We start from the raw sequence: 16,986 nt of genomic DNA, 5'->3' as shown, positions 1-16,986 counted from the left end.
GGGTCATGAAGCTGGACAAGTACGGGGCAGCCGTGCTCTCGTTGTGTGCGGGGGAGGAGCCCGAGGAGGACCCGGACGGCGTCGAGGACGGCGCGGCCGCCGGGTCGGCCGCCGGGTTGGCCGCCGGGTTGGCCGCCGACCCGCTCACCGGGGCCGAACTCGCCGCCGTCCACCACCTCCACCGGGCCGCGTCCGCGGTCCTGGCCGCCGGGGTCGGCGGGGCGGGGGCGGTCTCCCAGGCGGAACTGCTGCGTGCGGCCCACCGGGCGAGGCTCGCGGGCCTGTACCGCCCGGCCGCGGCGGCCGTCACCGTCGCGACCAAGCTCCGGGCGGCACGCTCCGGTGCGCCCGACCACCGGCTGGTGGACCTGGTGGCGGGCCTGCGGGAACTGCTGGGCCTCACCACCGAGCTGACGGCCGGCGCGGCCCCGGTCGCCGAACTGCGCGGCACGGCGCGCCAGGCCTACCGTGAGGAGGGCGGCCTGCGGCTCTACGGCCTGTTCGCCGAGCCGGTGCTGACGGCCACCCACGCGGGCGCGGTCAGCTGGGCGGTGGACGCCGACGGGCGCCTCAGCACGATCGCCGAGGTGATGCCGCACGACGACGCGGCGGCCGCCGCCCCGCAGGCGGTCGGTGCGGGCAACCGGACGGTCAGGCTGGGCGACACCGCGCTCAGCCACCGCGAGTTCAGCCGCGCCGGGCTGGTCGTCCAGGGCGCGACCAGGTCCACCGGCGGCCGATTGGGCTCCGGCGCCTCGGTGCGGGCCGTCCGTGCGGCGGGCACGGCGTGGACGGACGGGCCGGCCGCCCGGCTCTGGTCCGAACCGCTGACCGCCCAGATCGCCCGGGCGCTCGCGGCGCGGGAACTGCCGTACGAGAGCCGCCCGGCCGGGAGCGACCTGCTGTTCCTTGACGTCACCGTGCTGGGCACGGCCCCCACCGGCCCGGGCGGGACGCCGCAGCTGCTGGCGCGGGCCGCGGCGCAGGGCGGCCCGGAGGGGCCGGACCGCGGATCGGGTGGTCCTGGCGGTCCGGGCGCTCCGGGCGCTCCTGGCGCTCCTGACGGTCCGGGCGGTCCGGTGATCGTCCTGCGCCCGGCGCACGAGCACCCAGACCTGCCGTTCCGGGCGAACCTCGCGCTGCTCGCCACCGCGCCCGGCCTGCGGCTGGGGGTGATCGGTCGCCTGGAGCGCGCCGACCGCCCGGAGCTGCTCCTGCTCGCGATCGGTACGCCTCCGGCCGCTCCCGATCCGCTCGCCCTGCCCACGGACCGGGCGGGCCGGGTCAGCGTCGGCCTGGAACGCCTCCAGACCGCCGACCTCGCGGTGCCCGCCGCGGCCTCCGTCACCGGATCCGACCGGGCGGACGCGGTGACGGACCCGGTGACGGCCCCGTCGGCGGAGCAGTCGGCGGCCCCGGCGCCGTACGGCCCGCCCGTCCATGTGCTCGGCCGCCGGGTCGAGCAGACGGTCACCACCGGCCGGCACGCCCTCGCCCCGAGCGAGGCCTCGGCGGCGGCCGACCGGGCTCTGCTGCGCGCCGCCGGGCTGGCCACCGCCGCCGAGCTCCTCGACGGCCTGCGGGCCGCGGCGGCCGACCGCCGGCGTGACGTCTTCGGCCGGATCGTCACGGACGACCACGAGGCCTTCGCCACCGCCTGGTTGGCCGCCGCCTCCTACACCGAGGAACTGGCCACGGCGCTGTGCGCGGCGGCCTGGTCCGGGGAGGGGTGAGGAGTCTTCCGGCGCCCTTCCGTGGCCCGTGGAACCGAGTGCCCCGCCCGGTGGCCCGGACGTCGGCCGGTCCTCACCGGTGCGTTCCGTCGGTCCCGTGCCGGCGTGCGCTCGGCGCCCTCAGGCGGGCGACCGCCTTCCGGGCGGCTTCGCGCTGGTCCGGGCGGGGCGCGGGTATGCGAGGTCCGGCGAGGTCGGGCCCCGTGAGTGACTTGGCCGCGACCGCGGCCCAGTCGGAGCGGCGTACCACCGCGACGTGTCCCTCCACGTGGGCCGCGCGGTCCTTCCAGTCGTCGGGCGGCGCCATCAGGATGCGAAGGCCCTGGTCGTCCAACCACTCCAGGCCGAGGACCTGGCGGCCGAAGTGGCCCTCGATGAGCGACACGGCGGTGCCGGTCTCCAGGTTCAGGAGCAGGAGTTCGCCCTCGAAGTGGTAGCCGCCGTCGTACTCGCCGGATCCCACGGCGAGCAGGGGGAGGGCCGGGTGGAAGGCCATGGCGTGCACGGGGTACTGGGACGTCAGGAGCCGTCGACGGCGGGCGCGGTCGGTGACGTGGAAGACGCCGACCGTCCTGGCCTCGTCGTACTCGTGCGCTCCGGCCACGGCGAACAGGCGGCGCCGCTCGTCCTCGGTGGTCAGGACGGGATCGCCGAGCCCGGCGAAGGGGTCGGAGTCGTCATGGTCGTCGAGGGGCGGGGTCATGCCGAGGATCCTCGCAGTCGTCCGGACCGGACGGCGAACTATTTGCACAGACTGATATTCCGCGCCGACTGGCATACTTGTCGGAGGGGAGACGTGAGCGGCGCGACGGAAGAGTGGGCGAGTCATGGGAATCCGCGACGATGCGGCCGAGATCCGGGCCCGTGGCTGGCGGACGCTCGCCGCGCTGCACGGAATGATCGACACCGCGCTGGAGAAGTCGCTCCAGGCCGAGTTCAAGCTCTCGGTGGTCGAGTACACGGTGCTGGAGGCGCTCTCCCGCCAGGACGGCTGGCACATGCGGATGCAGCAGCTGGCCCGAGCCGCGGCGCTGAGCAGCAGCGCGACCACCCGACTGGTGAGCCGCCTGGAGGACCGGGGCCTGCTCAGCCGCTTCCTCTGCGCGGAGGACCGGCGGGGCATCTACACCGAGCTGACGCCCGAGGGCCGCGAGCTGCTGACCGCCGCCCGCCCGGTGCACGACGCCACCCTGGAGGCGACGCTCACGGAGGCCACCGAGGTCCCCGAGCTGGCTCCGCTGGTGGAATCGCTCGCCGACCTCCACCCGGTCCACGCCAACGCCTGATACCCGCGCCCGGATCCACGCCTGATACCCACGCCGGGACCGTCAGGGGCAGCCGGGCCCGAGCCCCGCACGGCGCTCACCGCTGCCTCCCGTCGCCCGTGACACCGTCGGTGCGGCCGGCGGGCAGCCCCGTGGTGCCGTGGTCCGCGGAGGGGCTGCCGGACAGGTCGTACATGCGCGGCAGCACGGGCCGGGGCACCACCACCGCGCCGGGCAAGCCGGGGATCTCGGCGCCGACCGCCAGGCCCCCGTTGGCAGGTGCCTCGGCGCGGAGGGCCTCCCCGGCGCCGCCGAGCCCCGTGGCGCCCGCCCCGGCCTCGCCCACGCCGTCCGAGCCGCCCGGGTCGCCCAAGCCGCCCGCACCGGCCACGTCGGCCACGTCGTCCGGGCCGTCCGCGCCGTAGGGGCCGTCCGCGCCGTAGGGGACGGCCGGAGCCCCCGGCGCGCCGAACGGCCCCGGAGCCCCCGGGCTCCCGGCCGACAGCCCGGGAAGCCCTCCGGCCACCGCGCCCGCCGGCTCCTGCCCGAGCCCGACCAGACCGCCCCCGCCCCCGGTCCCGGTCCCGGAGCCACCACCGCCCCCGGCCCCGGAGCCACCACCGGTCCCGGCACCGGAGCCGCCGCCAACCCCCGCCTCGCCCCCCGGAGCCCGGGTGATCCGGGCCCCGGAGGGCAGCCCGGGCACCTCCCCGCTCGGCGGCGCGGCCTGCTCCAGCAGTGCCGAGGGCACCGTCACCAGGGCCCGGGTGCCGCCGTACGGGGACGGCCGCAGGGAGACCAGGACGTCGTGCCGGGCGGCCAGGCGCGCGACGACGAACAGGCCGAGCCGCAGGTCGTCGCCGAGCGCGGAGACGTCCAGCTCGGGCGGGTCGGCCAGGTACGCGTTGAGCCGCCGGTACTCGTCCTCGGTCATGCCGAGCCCGCGGTCCTCGACCTCGACCGCCAGGCCCTCGGTGACCTCCTGCGCGGAGATCTGCACCTGGGTGTACGGCGGGGAGAAGGTGGTGCCGTTCTCGATCAGCTCGGCGACCAGGTGGATGACGTCGGCGACGGCCTCCCCGCGCAGGGAGACGCGCGGCACGCCCCGGACGACGACCCGGGAGTAGTTCTCCGTCTCCGAGACGGCGCTGCGCAGCACGTTGACCACGGGTACGGCGTTGCGCCAGCGCCGGGCGGGCAGGGCGCCGCCGAGGATGACCAGGTTCTCGGCGTTGCGCCGCATCCGGGTCGCCAGGTGGTCGACGGCGAACAGTTCGCGCAGCAGCTCCGGGTCCTCGTGCTCGCGCTCCAGCGCGTCCAGCATGCTGATCTGCCGGTGGATCAGGATCTGGGTGCGCCGGGCGATGTTGAGGAAGACCTTCTTCGTCCCCTCGCGCCCCTGGGCCTGGTGGACGATGGCGGCGACGGCGGCCTGGCGGACGGCGGCGAGGCCCTCCGCGGCCTGCTGGAGGTCGTCGCCGGCCCGCCGACGCGGCGCCCAGGCGGGCGGGGCGGGCACCTGTTCCCCGGCGCGCAGCCGCTCGACCACGTCGGGGATCTCCTGCCGGGCGAGCGCGACGGTGTCGGCCCGCAGTTCGGAGAGCCGTGCGGACAGCGTCCAGGCGGTCCGGACGCCGCGGAACAGGCTGATCAGCACCACCGCGGCGACGGCCGCGCTGCCGGCCAGCAGTTCGGTGCGCTGTCCGGAGTCGCGCAGCAGGTAGGCGGCGTACCCCCAGGCGGCGGCGAGGCCCAGGCTGGGGAGCAGCACGAGGCCGAGGAGCGGGCTGCGGAGCGAGCCGGACCGGCCGGCGCGGTGGCCCGTGCGGTGGGCCGATATGCCTGGCATCTGGTTCCTTGCTGCAGGGCCGGGTCGTGGGACCGGGACCCGCCGGTCGGACCGGCGGTCCGAGCGGAGCTGCGGGGCGGTCCCGAAGACGGTGCGGCCGGGCTTCAGGGAGTCCTGCGGGGTCGGGGCCGGGACCGCCGGATCCGGTGACGCGCTGCCACCGGCCCGGCCGGGTGGGGCACGGCCGCCGACGGCCTGACGCTATCAGCCCCGGGCGTCGTCGGCGCAACATCAACTGGCCGGGAACGAAGGGGTGGTGGCGTCGGAGCGGGGCGCGGGGCGGGGCGCCGGTCGGGGCGATCCCGCAGCTCACGGCCGTCGGACGGGTCGGGCCCGCGGCCCCCGGAGGGCGTGGGCGGCCTCCGGGGAATCCGGCAGGAACAGGTCAATCGACGCGGGTCGCGGACGGGGCCCCGGCCCGGTCTCAGCCCGCGAGCGGCATCGGCAGCACCCGTCCGCCCCGGCCTGGCGGCTTCTCCACCGGGGCCCCTCGCTGGGCGACGAGTTCGCTCCAGGCCCAGCTGGTCAGCTCGGACAGCTCCGCGGACCACTGCTTGCCGTACGTGCCCGAGGCGACCTGCCCGAGCCGCAGCCGCTGGACGTCCGAGGTGCCGGCCGGCGGGTAGACGTGGGTGGCGTCCCGCAGGTAGCGCTCGATGCCGAACTCGGGCTGGAGGCCGCGGGCGGCGTGGATCTCCATGGCGTTGCGGGCGGAGTCCAGCGCGTACTCGGTGTTGATGAGCTTGGCGTTCATCAGCTCGGCGTCGCAGGCGCGGCCGAGGTCGAGCAGGTGGGAGGCGTGGTAGGCGGCCAGCCTGGCGGTCATCAGCCGGGACTGCATCTCGCCCAACTTGAGCATGATGTTCGGTAGTTGATTGATCGGCTGGCCGTACAGGACGCGCCCCTCGGCGAACCGGACGGTGTCCTCGACGATCGCGGTGTGGATGCCGAGCCCGACGGCGGCGAGGTTGATCCGGCCGTAGAGGGTGGAGGAGGAGTAGGCGACGTCCAGTCCCTGCCCCTCGCGGCCGAGCCGGTTGCCGGCCGGGACGCGGCAGTCCTCCAGGAGGATCTCGCCGAAGGAGAAGCCGTGCAGCCCGCTCTGGGACCCGGGGGAGCCGGTGCGGAACCCGGGGCGGTCGCTCTCGACCAGGAAGGCGGACAGTCCCCGGCTGCCCTGGCCGGTGCGCAGGACCACGCCGTGCACGTCCCCGATGTGGGAGTTGCCGACGAACCACTTGCGGCCGTTGAGCACGTACTCGTCGCCGTCGCGGACCGCGGTGCCGGTCATCCCGAGCACGTGGCCGCCGGACTCCGGCTCGGTGACGGCGATGGTCGGCAGGCACTCCCCGGAGGCGAACTTCGGCAGCCACTTGCGGCGTTGCGCCTGGGAGCCGTAGTGGAGCACCTTGGCCACGCCCAGCTGGGAGGCCTGGGCGATCGAGCCCGCGGCCCCGCTCACCCGGGCCAGCTCCTCGATGATCACGGTCTTGGCGACGTGCCCCAGGCCGAGGCCGCCGAACTCCCGCGGGATCGTCACACCGATCCAGCCCTGGCGGCCGATCTCCCGGGCCAGCTCGAACTCGATCTTCCGCTCGGCCTCCATCCTGGCCACCCGCGGACGCACCTCCTTCTCCGCGAAGTCACGGACTTCGGCCCGAAGGCCCTCGTGACGGTCGTCGGTGAAGTAGTCCATCGCCATGCTCCGGTCCTCTCGATGCGTGTGGTGCCGTGCCTCCGTCCGTGCCGTCGATGCCGCTCCGGCGATCCCCACGGGGGGCGGTGGGTGTGCGGGAGTGTCGGCCGGTCGCCCCGGTGCGATCGGCGCATGCGTCCCCGGGCGGTGTCCCGGTGGCGGGAACCGTCCGTGTCTTCGGCAGGGCTCATTGTTGTATGGGGTACCGGGGCAGCCCAGAGTCGATCTTGGATTGGCGCGATTCGGCCCGTCCCCGCCGGGAGGGGTTTCGCCACGACCCCGGACGGGCATTGAACTTCGCTTCCGTGACGGTCCGTCGACCAGTCGTTCACATGCGGTTTTGACGGGCCATCGGCAAGGCTGAAGAACGGTCGATCGGAGCCGCCCGGGCGTTCTGATGTCTGGTTACATGTGCGCCATGACAGATGTGATGAGCACTCAAGGCCAGTTCCCGGGTGCCTCCGGGGAGTCCGCGCGAACCCGCAGGCTGCGCGGCCTTGGGCTCAACGACCCGTCCGCGGACGAGGCCTTCGACCGCTTCGCCCACCTGGCAGCCAGTATCACGCGCGCTCCCATCGCGATGGTCAACTTCATCAATGACGAGCGCCAGATGTTCCGGGGGCTCTACATCCCGCCAAGTTCGGCCGACGCCACGGCCGAGGACGGATCGTCCTGGGCGGACCGCGGCATCGCCTTCGACCTCCCCACCCGGGAGATGCCGCTGAGCCACGGATTCTGTCCCCACGTGGTCGCCCAGCGCTCCCCCCTCGCCCTCGACGACATCCTCGCCTACCCCCGGTTCGCCGGGAACCCGGTGGTGGACGAACTCGGCGTCCGCGCCTACCTCGGCGCCCCGCTCGTCGACGACACCAACACCGTCATCGGCACCGTCTGCGTCCTCGACCGGGAGCCCCGGCAGTGGGGGCGCGAACGGCTGCGCGACATCCAGCACCTCGCCGAGGCGCTGCTCTCCGAGATCCGGCTGCGCGACAGCCTGCTCGCCCAGCGCCAGGAGATGTTCGCCGCCTTCGACGGCTCGCCGTTCCCCATCATGCTCACCGAGGGCCCGGACCAGGAGATCCGCTACGCCAACGCCCAGCACACCGACACCTTCGGCGCGCCGACGGCTTGCGGGACGATCGGCGCCGCGTACCCGCAGCTCGGCGCGGCGGGCCTGGAACAGACCGTCGTGGAGGCGTACCGCACCGGCCGCACCGCCGTCCTCGACGAGGTCCGGCTGCAGGCCGCCCGCCCGGACGCCCAGCGCGGCCGGCAGGTCTTCAGCTTCACCTGCACCCCGCTGCGGGCCGCGCTCACCGGCCGGATCAACGGCGTCCTCACCGTCGGCATGGACATCACCGCGCGGTCCCGCACCGAGGAGGAACTCGGCACGCTGGCCGCCCTGCTCGTCGACCGGCTCCAGCAGAGCGGCGCCCCGTCGCCCGGCCGCCCGGCCGTCACCGGTGAGGCCGGTCCCGGCCTGCCCCGCTGAACCCCGGCCGGTGCGGACCGCCACCGCCGTGGCGGGGCGCCTCTCACCCCGTGGAGAGGACCCCGCCACGACGATGCCGCCCGGGGCCGGGAGTTCGCCGGGAGCCACCGGGGGCCACCAGGGGACCGCCGGGTGCCCGCCAGGAGTCCGCCGTCCCGGCCGAGTGGGTGAACCGCCCCCGCTCCGCCGTCCCGACCAGGCCCGCACCCGGGGTGCCGGATGGTAGGCATGGGCCGCATGGACTGGTTCGCCGCCCCCGACTACTGGCTGAGCCGGCTGCTCGTCCAACGCCTGCTCGCCACCCTGTACCTGATCGGATTCCTGGCCGCCGCCGCGCAGTTCCGCGCCCTGATCGGTGCCGACGGCATGCTGCCGGTGCCCCGCTTCACCGCCAGGGTCCCGTTCCGCCGGTCACCCGGCCTGTTCCACCTCCACTACAGCGACCGGTTCTTCGCCGCCGTCGCCTGGAGCGGCGCCGCCCTCGCCGCCGCCGTGGCGGCCGGACTCGTCGACGCCGTCCCGCTCTGGGCGTCCGTCCTGCCGTGGGCGGCGCTCTGGATCCTGTACCTCTCCATCGTCAACGTCGGACAGACCTGGTACTCCTTCGGATGGGAGTCCCTGCTGCTCGAAGCCGGCTTCCTGGCCGCGTTCCTGGGCAACGCCGACACCGCCCCGCCCACTCCGGTCCTGTGGCTGATGCGGTGGCTCGCCTTCCGCGTCGAGTTCGGCGCCGGACTGATCAAACTGCGCGGCGACAGCTGCTGGCGCGACCTGACCTGCCTCCGGTACCACCACGAGACCCAGCCGATGCCCGGACCGCTCAGCTGGTTCTTCCACCACCTGCCCGCCCCGCTGCACCGGGTCGAGGCCGCCGTCAACCACGTCGTCCAACTCGTCGTACCGGTGGGCCTGCTGCTGCCCCAGCCGATCGCGAGCTACGCGGCCTGCGCCGTCATCGCCACCCAGCTCTGGCTGGTCGCCTCCGGCAACTTCGCCTGGCTCAACTGGCTGACGATCGCCCTCGCCCTCGCCGCCGTGCAGCCGGCCCGGCTCGGCCTGCCCGTCCACGCCCGCGCGTACCCCGGCGCACCGGTCTGGTACGAGGCGCTGGTGATCGCGCTGACCGCCGCCGTCACGGTGCTCAGCTACTGGCCGGTGCGCAACATGGTCTCCCGCGGCCAGGCCATGAACCGCTCCTTCAACCGGCTGCACCTCGTCAACACCTACGGCGCCTTCGGCAGCGTCAACCGGCTCCGCCAGGAGGTGGTGGTCGAGGGCACCGACGAGGCGGTGCTCACCCCGCACACCGTCTGGCGCGAGTACGGCTTCAAGGGCAAGCCCGGCGACGTGCGCCGGCTCCCGCGCCAGTTCGCGCCCTACCACCTGCGGCTCGACTGGCTGATGTGGTTCGCCGGCATCTCGCCCGGCTACGCCCGCCCCTGGTTCCTGCCCTTCGTCGCCCGCCTGCTGACCGGGGACCGGGCCACCCTGCGCCTGCTGCGCCACAACCCGTTCCCGCACGCCCCGCCGACCCACGTCCGGGCGACCCTCTACCTCTACCGGTTCACCGATTGGCGCGAACTGCGGAAGACCGGCGCGTGGTGGCACCGCACCGCGCTCAGCGAGTACCTCGCGCCGGTCGATCTGCCGGCCCTCGGCCGGGCCGGGTACCGGCCGCCGCTCGGCCGGCCCGGCCCGGCACGGGGACGGGGAGTCCGCGAGGTGCCACTGGAGCGGTTCCGCCGACCCGGCCGGCGGCCCGACCGCCCGTCGGGGCCGTCCGGCGCACCCGGCGGGGGACCCGCATGAGCACCGGCGCCCGGACCCGCCGCGGGGAGCACCCGAGCAGCGGTGACACCCGTCCGGACCAACGCCGGACCACCCGTCCGGCCCGCCCGGGTGGCGGCCAGGCGGGCGGTATGGCACACGACACCCGCCGTCGGCGCGGTGGGTGCGTGCAAGGCTCGAACGGGCACCCGTATTCTGGGCGTCCACACCCGGCAGCCCGACCGCGCGCCCCCTAGCCCCACCCCAGGGGCGACTCCGCGCACCCGGTCCGCCGCCCCCTCGCCGCCAGCCCCGCCGTCGTCGCCCAGAACCGGACCTCACATGACAGTGCTTCACTCGCGCAACGCCGACGCAGCCGACCCGGCGGACGTCGCCGACGCCGCAGACGTCAAGGACCCCCAGGACGCCGCCGCGGAGCCCGACCTCCGCGAGGACCTCGGCCGCTACGCCGAACTCGGGGCCTTCACGCTCACCGCCGAGACCCACGCCTGGTACGCGGCCGTCGACACCGTCGCCACTCCCGAGGACGCCCGCGCCGCCTCCACGGCCCTCGCCGAACTGCGCGGCAGCGACCTCCAGCAGACCTGGGAGACCGTGACCGCGCTGGCCGCCGACGTCAAGCTCGAAGAGCCCGACACCGTCGCCAAGACCGCGCTGCTGGTCGAGATGCTCCAGCGGGTGCACCGCACCTCCGCGGCCCTCTTCCCCGCCGCGTACGACGCCGACCTCAACGCCCTCGCCGCCGCCACCGCCGACAGCACCTGGCGCCGCGAGAACGGCGTCAAGCTGTCCTGGCTGCGCGGCCGCTCGCTGCGCAAGCAGGCCGTCGCGCTCGCCACCGACCGCCGCATCCGCCGGGAGGACCTGCACGAGGCCCTCACCTCCGCCGAGATCGAGCGCCGGGCCTGGGCCGCGCTCGCCCCGGTCGGCACCCTCCCGCGGGTCCCCTCCGACGGCGCCCTGGTCGACCGCACCGCCCAGGCCTTCGAGACGATCAACACCGGCCTGCGCGGCCTCGCCCGCCTGCTGCCCGACCACGACCTGGACGCGCTGCCCTTCGCCGAGCTGATCGACCTGGTCGAGCGCCTCGCCGCCGACGAGGGCACCCTCTACCGCCTGCCCACCATCCGCGGCCTGCGCGTCGGCCTGGAGGAAGCCGGCCTCGCCGACCTGCTCGCCGAACTCACCGCTTCCAAGGCCGACCGCCGCGCCGCCGAGGCCGCGTACGCGGCCCGCCAGGCGCTGGCGGGCGGGCAGCGGGACGGGCTGGCGGAGAAGACCGCCGCCGTGGACGAGGCGGCGGCCGAGGCGCAGACCGGTACCGAGGACGCGGCGGCGGACGTCGCCGCGGACGTCGCCGAGGTTGCGGTCGAGACCGCCGTCGAGGCCCCTGCCGAGGTTGAGGGTGAGGCCGGTACCGAGGAGGCTGCCGCCGAGCGGTCCGGGACGGACGGGACGGCCGACCGGGCCGACGCCGAGGCGGCTGCCCTTCAGGCGCTGGCGGGCGGGCAGCGGGACGGCCTCGTGGAGGAGGCCCCGGCCGCGGTGACGGCTCCGGCGGAGGAGACCACCGAGACCACCGAGACCGCTGCGGCCGCCGCGGTGGTTTCGGAGGACGAGACCGAGGTCGAGACCGAGATTGAGGCCGAGCCGACGGCGAACGCCAGTGCCACGGCGGACGAGCCGGCGGCGGCGCAGACCACGGAGGAGACGCCGGCCGCGGTCGTCTCCCTTCCGGCGCCCTCCCCGGCGGCCGACGACCTGGTGGCCGCCGCGACCGCAGCCCTGGCCGAGCCCGAGGCCGCGGATGAGCAGCCGGCGGCGGAGGTGGAGCCGGAGGCCGCCCTGGTCGCCGAGGCGACCGAGGCCGAGGAGCCCGCGGTCGAGGCTGCCGAGCCCGTTGCCGAGGCCGAGCCCGAGGCCGTTGTGGCGGAGTCGGTCGAGGCCGAGGTCGCCATGGAGACCGTCGAGATCGAGGTCGAGGCGACGACCGAGGAGCCGGTGGCCGAGGTTGCTGAGCCCGCTGCCGAGGTTGCGGCGGAGGTTGCGGTCGAGACCGAGGCTGAGAGCGAGGCTGAGCCGGTGGCCGAGGCCGTCGTGGCGGAGCCCGCCGTCGAGGCTGAGGAGATCGTCACGGAGACCGAGGCCGAGGTCGAGGTCGAGGAGCCGGTGGCCGAGGTCGAGCCGGTGGTCGAGGCCGAGGCCGTGCCCGAGGCTGTCGTCGCGGAGCCCGCCGTCGAGGCTGAGAAGGTCGCCGCTGAGGTTGAGGCCGCGCCGGTGGTCGAGGCCGAGGTCGCCGTGGAGGCTGCCGAGACCGAGACCGAGACCGGGCCCGAGAGCGTGGTCGAGAAGAGCGCCGTCGAGCCCGAGCCCGAGGTCGCCGCCGCAGAGGTGGCGGAGCCCGTCGCCGTCGAGCCCGAGCCGGTCGCCGCCGAGCCGGTGGCCGAGGCCCGTCCCGCGAAGCCGGACTTCACGCCCGGTCGCCCCGTGACCGCCTACTCCGCCGACGAGCTGCTCTCCGTCGTGCGCTGGGTGGACGGCGACGGCACCGGGCGGACGGACGAGGAGCTGCTGCGGGCGGCCATGAAGGAGCTGGGCTTCGCCCGCCTCGGCCCCCGGATCAAGGAGGCGCTGGGCGCCGCCGTCGCCGCCGCGCGCGGCTGACACCTGACGACCCGCACAACGGCCGGGCCCGGAACGCGTACGTGCGTCCCGGGCCCGGCCGTTGTGCGTCGCCGGTCCCGTCCGCCGACGGGCGTCTCCGCGAGGTTGCTTCCTTCGGGGCCGTCGTCAGGCGTCCGGGCGGGTCGGCCCGATCGGACGGTCGAGTGCCCGCCGCAGCACGGCGGGGGCGGTCACCAGTGAGGGCCCGTACCAGGTCAGGTGCCGTCCGCTGACGAGTGCCGCGGGTGTGCCCGGGAACGACTCCGGGCCGTCCTCGGCGGTGAAGCGGTACGGCTCGTCGGGCAGGACGACCAACTCCGGTCGGCAGGCGAGCAGTTCGGGCAGCGGGACGGCCGGGTAGCGCTCGGGGTGGTCGGCGTGGACGAGCCGTGGGCCCAGGCGGCGCAGCAGGTCCCCGGCGAAGGTGTCGCGGCCGAGGACCATCCATGGGCGCCGCCAGATCGGTACGACGGTCCGCGGGCCGTCGGACTCCGCCGGTGTGCCGCCGCCCCCGACGCCGGCCCAGGCGGCCTCCGCCTCGTCCAGCCAGGCCGGCCGGGGCAGCCCGCAGGCGGTGGTGAGCAGCCGGTCCAGGGAGCGGAAGGCGTCGTCCAGGGTGCGGATGTCGGTGACCCAGACAGGCACGCCGGCCGCCCGCAGCGCGTCCAGGTCGGGGCGCCGGTTCTCCTCGTCGTTGGCGAGGACGAGGTCCGGGGCGAGCGCGAGGATGCGCGGGACGTCCGGGTTCTTGGTGCCGCCGATCCGGGTGACGGCCAGTTCGGCGGGGTGGGTGCACCAGTCCGTGGCGCCGACCAGCAGACCGGGCGCGGTGGCGGCGACCGCCTCGGTCAGCGAGGGCACCAGCGAGACCACCCGGCGGGGCGGGCGCGGCCCGAGCCGGACGGGGAGGTCGAGGTCGTCGCGCGGGGCGGTGGGGTCGGCCATCCGACCAGCCTACGTCCGGCTCCTCGGCGCGGGGGCGCGCGGACGACGCGCGGACGGGTGTGCGCGGACGGGTGTGCGCGGACGGGTAGGCGCGGACGGGCAGGCGCGGACGGGCAGGCGCGGACGGGGACCGGTCGCGGATCGCGGGGAACCCGACGCCCGGGCCGTCCGACTACCTGGTCCGGGTCCGCAGCATGGGCCCCGGCACGACCATCTGGTGCCGTCACCGAGCACCACCACCGACCAGGAGAGTTGTCATGCGCCCTCGCGTCGTCTGCGGAATCGCGGCCGCCGTCGCCCTGTTCGCCACGGCCTGCGGAAGCGGTTCCGGGGGCGGGGCGAGCGCCCCCGTCAGCGTCCGGGCCGGCCAGGGCGGTGGATTCCCCGTCAAGGTCGCCGACTGCGCGGGCAAGGAGACCACCATCGCCCAGGCTCCTGCCAGGATCGTCACCAGCAACGCCGCGAGCCTGGAGCTGCTGCTGCAGCTCGGCGCGGGGGAGCGGGTGATCGGTACCGGCTTCCCGCCTGGCAAGGGCACCCTGCCCGGCGCGCTCGCCGACCAGGGCGCCAAGGTGCCGGTGCTCGGGGAGAAGGGCATACCCAAGGAGAAGCTGCTCGGCTCCGGCGCCGACCTCTACGTGGACACCTTCGGGGCGATGCCGATGATGGGCGGCGGCGCCACCGGGCCGAGCGAGGAGGAGTACGTGGCGGCCGGCATCCAGCACGTGTACCTGCTCTCCACCGCCTGCGCCGGGACGCCGAAGGCCGCCAAGGCGCCGCGCACCGACCTCGCCGGGATCGAGGAGGACGTCCGTCGCCTCGGGGCCGTCACCGGCACCACCGCACGGGCCGAAGAACTGGTCACCGGGATGGAGAAGCAACTCGGCGAGGTCCGCACCGCGCTCGCCGCCGTTCCGGAGGGGCAGCGGCCGAGCTACTTCGTCTTCGACTTCGACGCCGGCACCAAGCAGCCGGTGGCGGTCTGCGGCCGGCAGGTCGCCAACGCCGTGATCACCCAGGCGGGGGCGCGCAACGTGTTCGCCGACTGCGACGCCGACTTCAAGCCCGGCTCCTGGGAGGACGTGGTCGCCAAGAACCCGGACTGGATCCAGCTGGCCGTGCGCAACCGGGGCAGCGAGGAGGCCACCCGCAAGGCCTTCGACGAAGCCGAGGCCTTTCTGAAGGGCTTCCCCGCGACCCAGGGCCTGAAGGCCGTCCAGGAGGGGCACTTCGTCCGGCTCGGCTCCGAGGTGACCACCATCGCGGGGGTGCGCAACGCCGACGCCGTGCGGCAGATCGCCGCCACCGTCCACCCGGACCTGGTCAAGGGCGCCCCGACTCAGGGCGGCGCTCCGGCCGCGGGTGCCGACTCGACCCAGGGCGCCGGCCCCGCCGGGAACGGGCAGTAGCCGGTGGCACCGGCCGCCGTTCGGAAGGAGCGCGGCGACGCCCGCCCGGCCCGCACCCTGCGGGCCGGGCCGCTGGCCGCCGCCCTCGCCGCCGCCCTGGTGCTCGCGCTGACCGCCGCCGTCTCGCTCGGCTCGGTGGACGTCCCGCCCGGCGAGGTCTGGTCGGTGGTCGTCCGCCGGCTCACCGGCCGGGCCCCCGAACCCGGCACCCTCGACCTCATCGTCTGGCAACTGCGCGTGCCCCGCGCCCTGTTGGCGGCCGTGGTGGGCGCCGGACTCGGCCTGGTCGGCACCGCCGTGCAGGCCCTGGTCCGCAACCCGCTCGCGGACCCCTACCTGCTCGGCATCTCCTCCGGCGCCTCGCTCGGCGCGGTCGCCGCGATCGTCCTCGGCACCACCCTCGGACTCCAGCTCTCCTTCGGCAGCGCGCTCGGCCTCACCGTCTCCCTGGCGGCGTTCGCCGGCGCGCTCGCCGCGTTCTCGCTGGTCTGGCTGATGGCCCGGCGCGGCGGCGGCTTCTCCCCGCTGCGCCTGGTCCTCGCGGGCATCGGCATCGCCCAGTTCCTCGGCGGCCTCACCAGCTACCTGGTGCTGCAGACCCGCGACGAGCAGCAGACCAGGGGCGTGCTGTTCTGGCTGATGGGCAGCCTGGGTGGCGCCGTCTGGGCCCAACTCGCCGTCCCCGCCGTCGCGGTGGCGCTCGGGCTGGCCCTGCTCCAGGCCCGCGCCCGGGGACTCAACGCGATGCTGATGGGCGACGAGACGGCCGCCGGGCTCGGCGTGGACGTCGCCCGGCTGCGCCGCGAGGTCTTCGTCGTCACCAGCGTGCTCACCGGCGTGCTGGTCGCCGTCTCCGGGGCGATCGGCTTCGTCGGGCTGATGGTGCCGCACGTGTGCCGGCTGCTGGTCGGTGCCGACCACCGGCGACTGCTGCCGCTGTCCGCGCTCACCGGGGCGCTGCTGCTGGTCGTCGTCGACACCGTGGCCCGCACCGCCCTGGACGGCCAGGAACTGCCGATCGGCGTGGTCACCGCCGTCCTCGGCGCCCCCACCCTGCTCTACCTGCTGGACCGACGACTGGAGCGCAGTTGAGGATCGCCGTCGAAGACCTGAGCGTCGCCCTGGCCGGCCGGACGGTGCTGGCCGGGGCCAACCTGATCGCCGAGGAGGGGGAGATCGCCGGGCTGGTCGGGCCCAACGGCAGCGGCAAGTCCAGCCTGCTGCGCACCGTCTACCGGCACCTGCGGCCCAGCGCCGGCCGAGTCCTGCTGGCCGGGCGGGACCTGGCGGAGCTGCGGCCGGAGCAGTCCGCCCGGCACATCGGGGCGCTGCCCCAGGAACGCGGCGGGGACTTCGAGTTGAGCGTCCGCGAGGTGGTCGCGATGGGCCGCACGCCCTACAAGCGGGCCTTCGCGGCCGATGACGCCGAGGACCGCCGGATCACCGCCGAGGCGTTGGACCGGGTCGGCATGGCCGAGGCCGCCGACCGCCGGTTCGCCCAACTGTCCGGCGGGGAAAGGCAACGGGTGCTGCTGGCCCGGGCACTCGCCCAGCAGCCGGACGTCCTGGTACTGGACGAGCCGACCAACCACCTGGACGTCCGGCACCAGGTCGAGCTGCTCGCCCTGCTCCGGGAGCAACGCCGCACCACCCTGGTGGCCCTGCACGACCTCAACGCGGCCGCCTCGCTCTGCGACCGGCTGCACGTCCTGCACGACGGTGCCCTGGTGGCCTCCGGTGCGCCGCGTGAGGTGCTGAGCCCCGGGCTCCTGGCGGAGGTCTTCGGGGTGCGGGCGGCCGTGGTCGAGCACCCGCTCACCGGCGATCCGCTGATCGCCTTCGACCATCGCGCCCCGGCGGGGGACCCGGCCGCTGCCCGGCAGCGCTGATTCGCGGCGATGAGTCCCCGGTTGCCGTCCCCTTCGAGCCCGTCCCCTCCGAACCCCGTCCCCTTCGAGCTCGTCCCCTCCGAGCCCCGTCCGTTCGACGCCGGGTGACGGTGGGAGCCGGTCGGACTCCGTCGCCCGGCGGGACGGGGCGAGGGTGTGGGCGCGGGTGTGGGCGAGGGTGTGCGCGGGGCCCGGCACCATCCTGCGCAGACTGCCCGAACTGCGCCTGGCCGTACCGTTCGAGGAGGTCCGCTTC

Annotated in this window: 12 protein-coding genes; 8 read left to right on the top strand and 4 right to left on the bottom strand. The window is 75.4% G+C overall.

From position 1 onward, the window contains the following. Positions 1 to 1,733: hypothetical protein (locus tag AB0E96_RS25380; RefSeq protein ID WP_359827592.1), on the top strand; the 1,733-nt coding region annotated here is incomplete at its 5' end. 73 nt (positions 1,734 to 1,806) lie between these two features. Here the strand turns inward: AB0E96_RS25380 and AB0E96_RS25375 are convergent. Then, positions 1,807 to 2,436: a hypothetical protein gene (locus tag AB0E96_RS25375; protein WP_359827590.1), complete on the bottom strand. Its 630-nt coding sequence runs from the start codon at positions 2,434 to 2,436 to the stop codon at positions 1,807 to 1,809. A gap of 124 nt (positions 2,437 to 2,560) precedes the next feature. On the opposite strand from AB0E96_RS25375, the gene AB0E96_RS25370 reads away from it, so the two are divergent. Continuing rightward, complete coding sequence (locus tag AB0E96_RS25370; protein ID WP_359827589.1) at positions 2,561 to 3,019, top strand: MarR family transcriptional regulator; 459 nt, start codon at positions 2,561 to 2,563, stop codon at positions 3,017 to 3,019. A gap of 76 nt (positions 3,020 to 3,095) precedes the next feature. Here the strand turns inward: AB0E96_RS25370 and AB0E96_RS25365 are convergent, their stop codons facing one another. Then, positions 3,096 to 4,847: an ATP-binding protein gene (locus AB0E96_RS25365; RefSeq protein WP_359827587.1), complete on the bottom strand. Its 1,752-nt coding sequence runs from the start codon at positions 4,845 to 4,847 to the stop codon at positions 3,096 to 3,098. A 424-nt stretch (positions 4,848 to 5,271) separates the two neighbouring features. After that, the gene (locus AB0E96_RS25360; protein ID WP_359827594.1) at positions 5,272 to 6,543 is read right to left on the bottom strand and encodes an acyl-CoA dehydrogenase family protein; all 1,272 of its coding nucleotides are present in this window, start codon (positions 6,541 to 6,543) and stop codon (positions 5,272 to 5,274) included. Positions 6,544 to 6,961: 418 nt separating this feature from the next. On the opposite strand from AB0E96_RS25360, the gene AB0E96_RS25355 reads away from it, so the two are divergent. From AB0E96_RS25355 to AB0E96_RS25345, 3 genes are all read left to right on the top strand, one after another. Continuing rightward, on the top strand, positions 6,962 to 8,035 hold the full coding sequence (locus AB0E96_RS25355; protein ID WP_359827585.1) for a GAF domain-containing protein: 1,074 nt from the start codon (positions 6,962 to 6,964) through the stop codon (positions 8,033 to 8,035). A gap of 237 nt (positions 8,036 to 8,272) precedes the next feature. Further along, on the top strand, positions 8,273 to 9,844 hold the full coding sequence (locus AB0E96_RS25350; protein ID WP_359827584.1) for a lipase maturation factor family protein: 1,572 nt from the start codon (positions 8,273 to 8,275) through the stop codon (positions 9,842 to 9,844). A gap of 300 nt (positions 9,845 to 10,144) precedes the next feature. Further along, positions 10,145 to 12,487, top strand: a complete 2,343-nt coding sequence (locus AB0E96_RS25345) for a hypothetical protein (RefSeq protein WP_359827583.1) — start codon at positions 10,145 to 10,147, stop codon at positions 12,485 to 12,487. A 126-nt stretch (positions 12,488 to 12,613) separates the two neighbouring features. Here the strand turns inward: AB0E96_RS25345 and AB0E96_RS25340 are convergent, their stop codons facing one another. Next, positions 12,614 to 13,432, bottom strand: a complete 819-nt coding sequence (locus tag AB0E96_RS25340; RefSeq protein ID WP_359827582.1) for a helical backbone metal receptor — start codon at positions 13,430 to 13,432, stop codon at positions 12,614 to 12,616. 257 nt (positions 13,433 to 13,689) lie between these two features. On the opposite strand from AB0E96_RS25340, the gene AB0E96_RS25335 reads away from it, so the two are divergent. Genes AB0E96_RS25335 through AB0E96_RS25325 form a run of 3 tightly spaced genes read left to right on the top strand, consistent with a single transcriptional unit; the run spans position 13,690 to position 16,730 of the window. Further along, on the top strand, positions 13,690 to 14,841 hold the full coding sequence (locus AB0E96_RS25335; RefSeq protein ID WP_359827581.1) for an ABC transporter substrate-binding protein: 1,152 nt from the start codon (positions 13,690 to 13,692) through the stop codon (positions 14,839 to 14,841). 3 nt (positions 14,842 to 14,844) lie between these two features. Then, complete coding sequence (locus AB0E96_RS25330) at positions 14,845 to 15,933, top strand: iron ABC transporter permease (protein WP_359827580.1); 1,089 nt, start codon at positions 14,845 to 14,847, stop codon at positions 15,931 to 15,933. After that, complete coding sequence (locus AB0E96_RS25325) at positions 15,930 to 16,730, top strand: ABC transporter ATP-binding protein (RefSeq protein WP_359827579.1); 801 nt, start codon at positions 15,930 to 15,932, stop codon at positions 16,728 to 16,730. Before AB0E96_RS25330 ends, AB0E96_RS25325 begins: the two co-directional genes overlap by 4 nt. Positions 16,731 to 16,986 lie beyond the last annotated feature (256 nt).

This window comes from Kitasatospora sp. NPDC036755 (assembly GCF_040636595.1).
GTDB lineage: Bacteria > Actinomycetota > Actinomycetes > Streptomycetales > Streptomycetaceae > Kitasatospora.
The sequence above is the reverse complement of the archived record's forward strand: the minus strand, read 5'-3'. Positions and strand labels throughout refer to the sequence as shown.

Bases quoted from the DNA above. Each gene is read 5' to 3' on its own strand.
- AB0E96_RS25370 (WP_359827589.1), top strand. From the start codon at position 2,561: ATGGGAATCCGCGACGATGCGGCCGAGATCCGGGCCCGTGGCTGGCGG.
- AB0E96_RS25375 (WP_359827590.1), bottom strand. From the start codon at position 2,436: ATGACCCCGCCCCTCGACGACCATGACGACTCCGACCCCTTCGCCGGG.
- AB0E96_RS25365 (WP_359827587.1), bottom strand. From the start codon at position 4,847: ATGCCAGGCATATCGGCCCACCGCACGGGCCACCGCGCCGGCCGGTCC.
- AB0E96_RS25360 (WP_359827594.1), bottom strand. From the start codon at position 6,543: ATGGACTACTTCACCGACGACCGTCACGAGGGCCTTCGGGCCGAAGTC.
- AB0E96_RS25345 (WP_359827583.1), top strand. From the start codon at position 10,145: ATGACAGTGCTTCACTCGCGCAACGCCGACGCAGCCGACCCGGCGGAC.
- AB0E96_RS25340 (WP_359827582.1), bottom strand. From the start codon at position 13,432: ATGGCCGACCCCACCGCCCCGCGCGACGACCTCGACCTCCCCGTCCGG.
- AB0E96_RS25355 (WP_359827585.1), top strand. From the start codon at position 6,962: ATGACAGATGTGATGAGCACTCAAGGCCAGTTCCCGGGTGCCTCCGGG.
- AB0E96_RS25350 (WP_359827584.1), top strand. From the start codon at position 8,273: ATGGACTGGTTCGCCGCCCCCGACTACTGGCTGAGCCGGCTGCTCGTC.
- AB0E96_RS25335 (WP_359827581.1), top strand. From the start codon at position 13,690: ATGCGCCCTCGCGTCGTCTGCGGAATCGCGGCCGCCGTCGCCCTGTTC.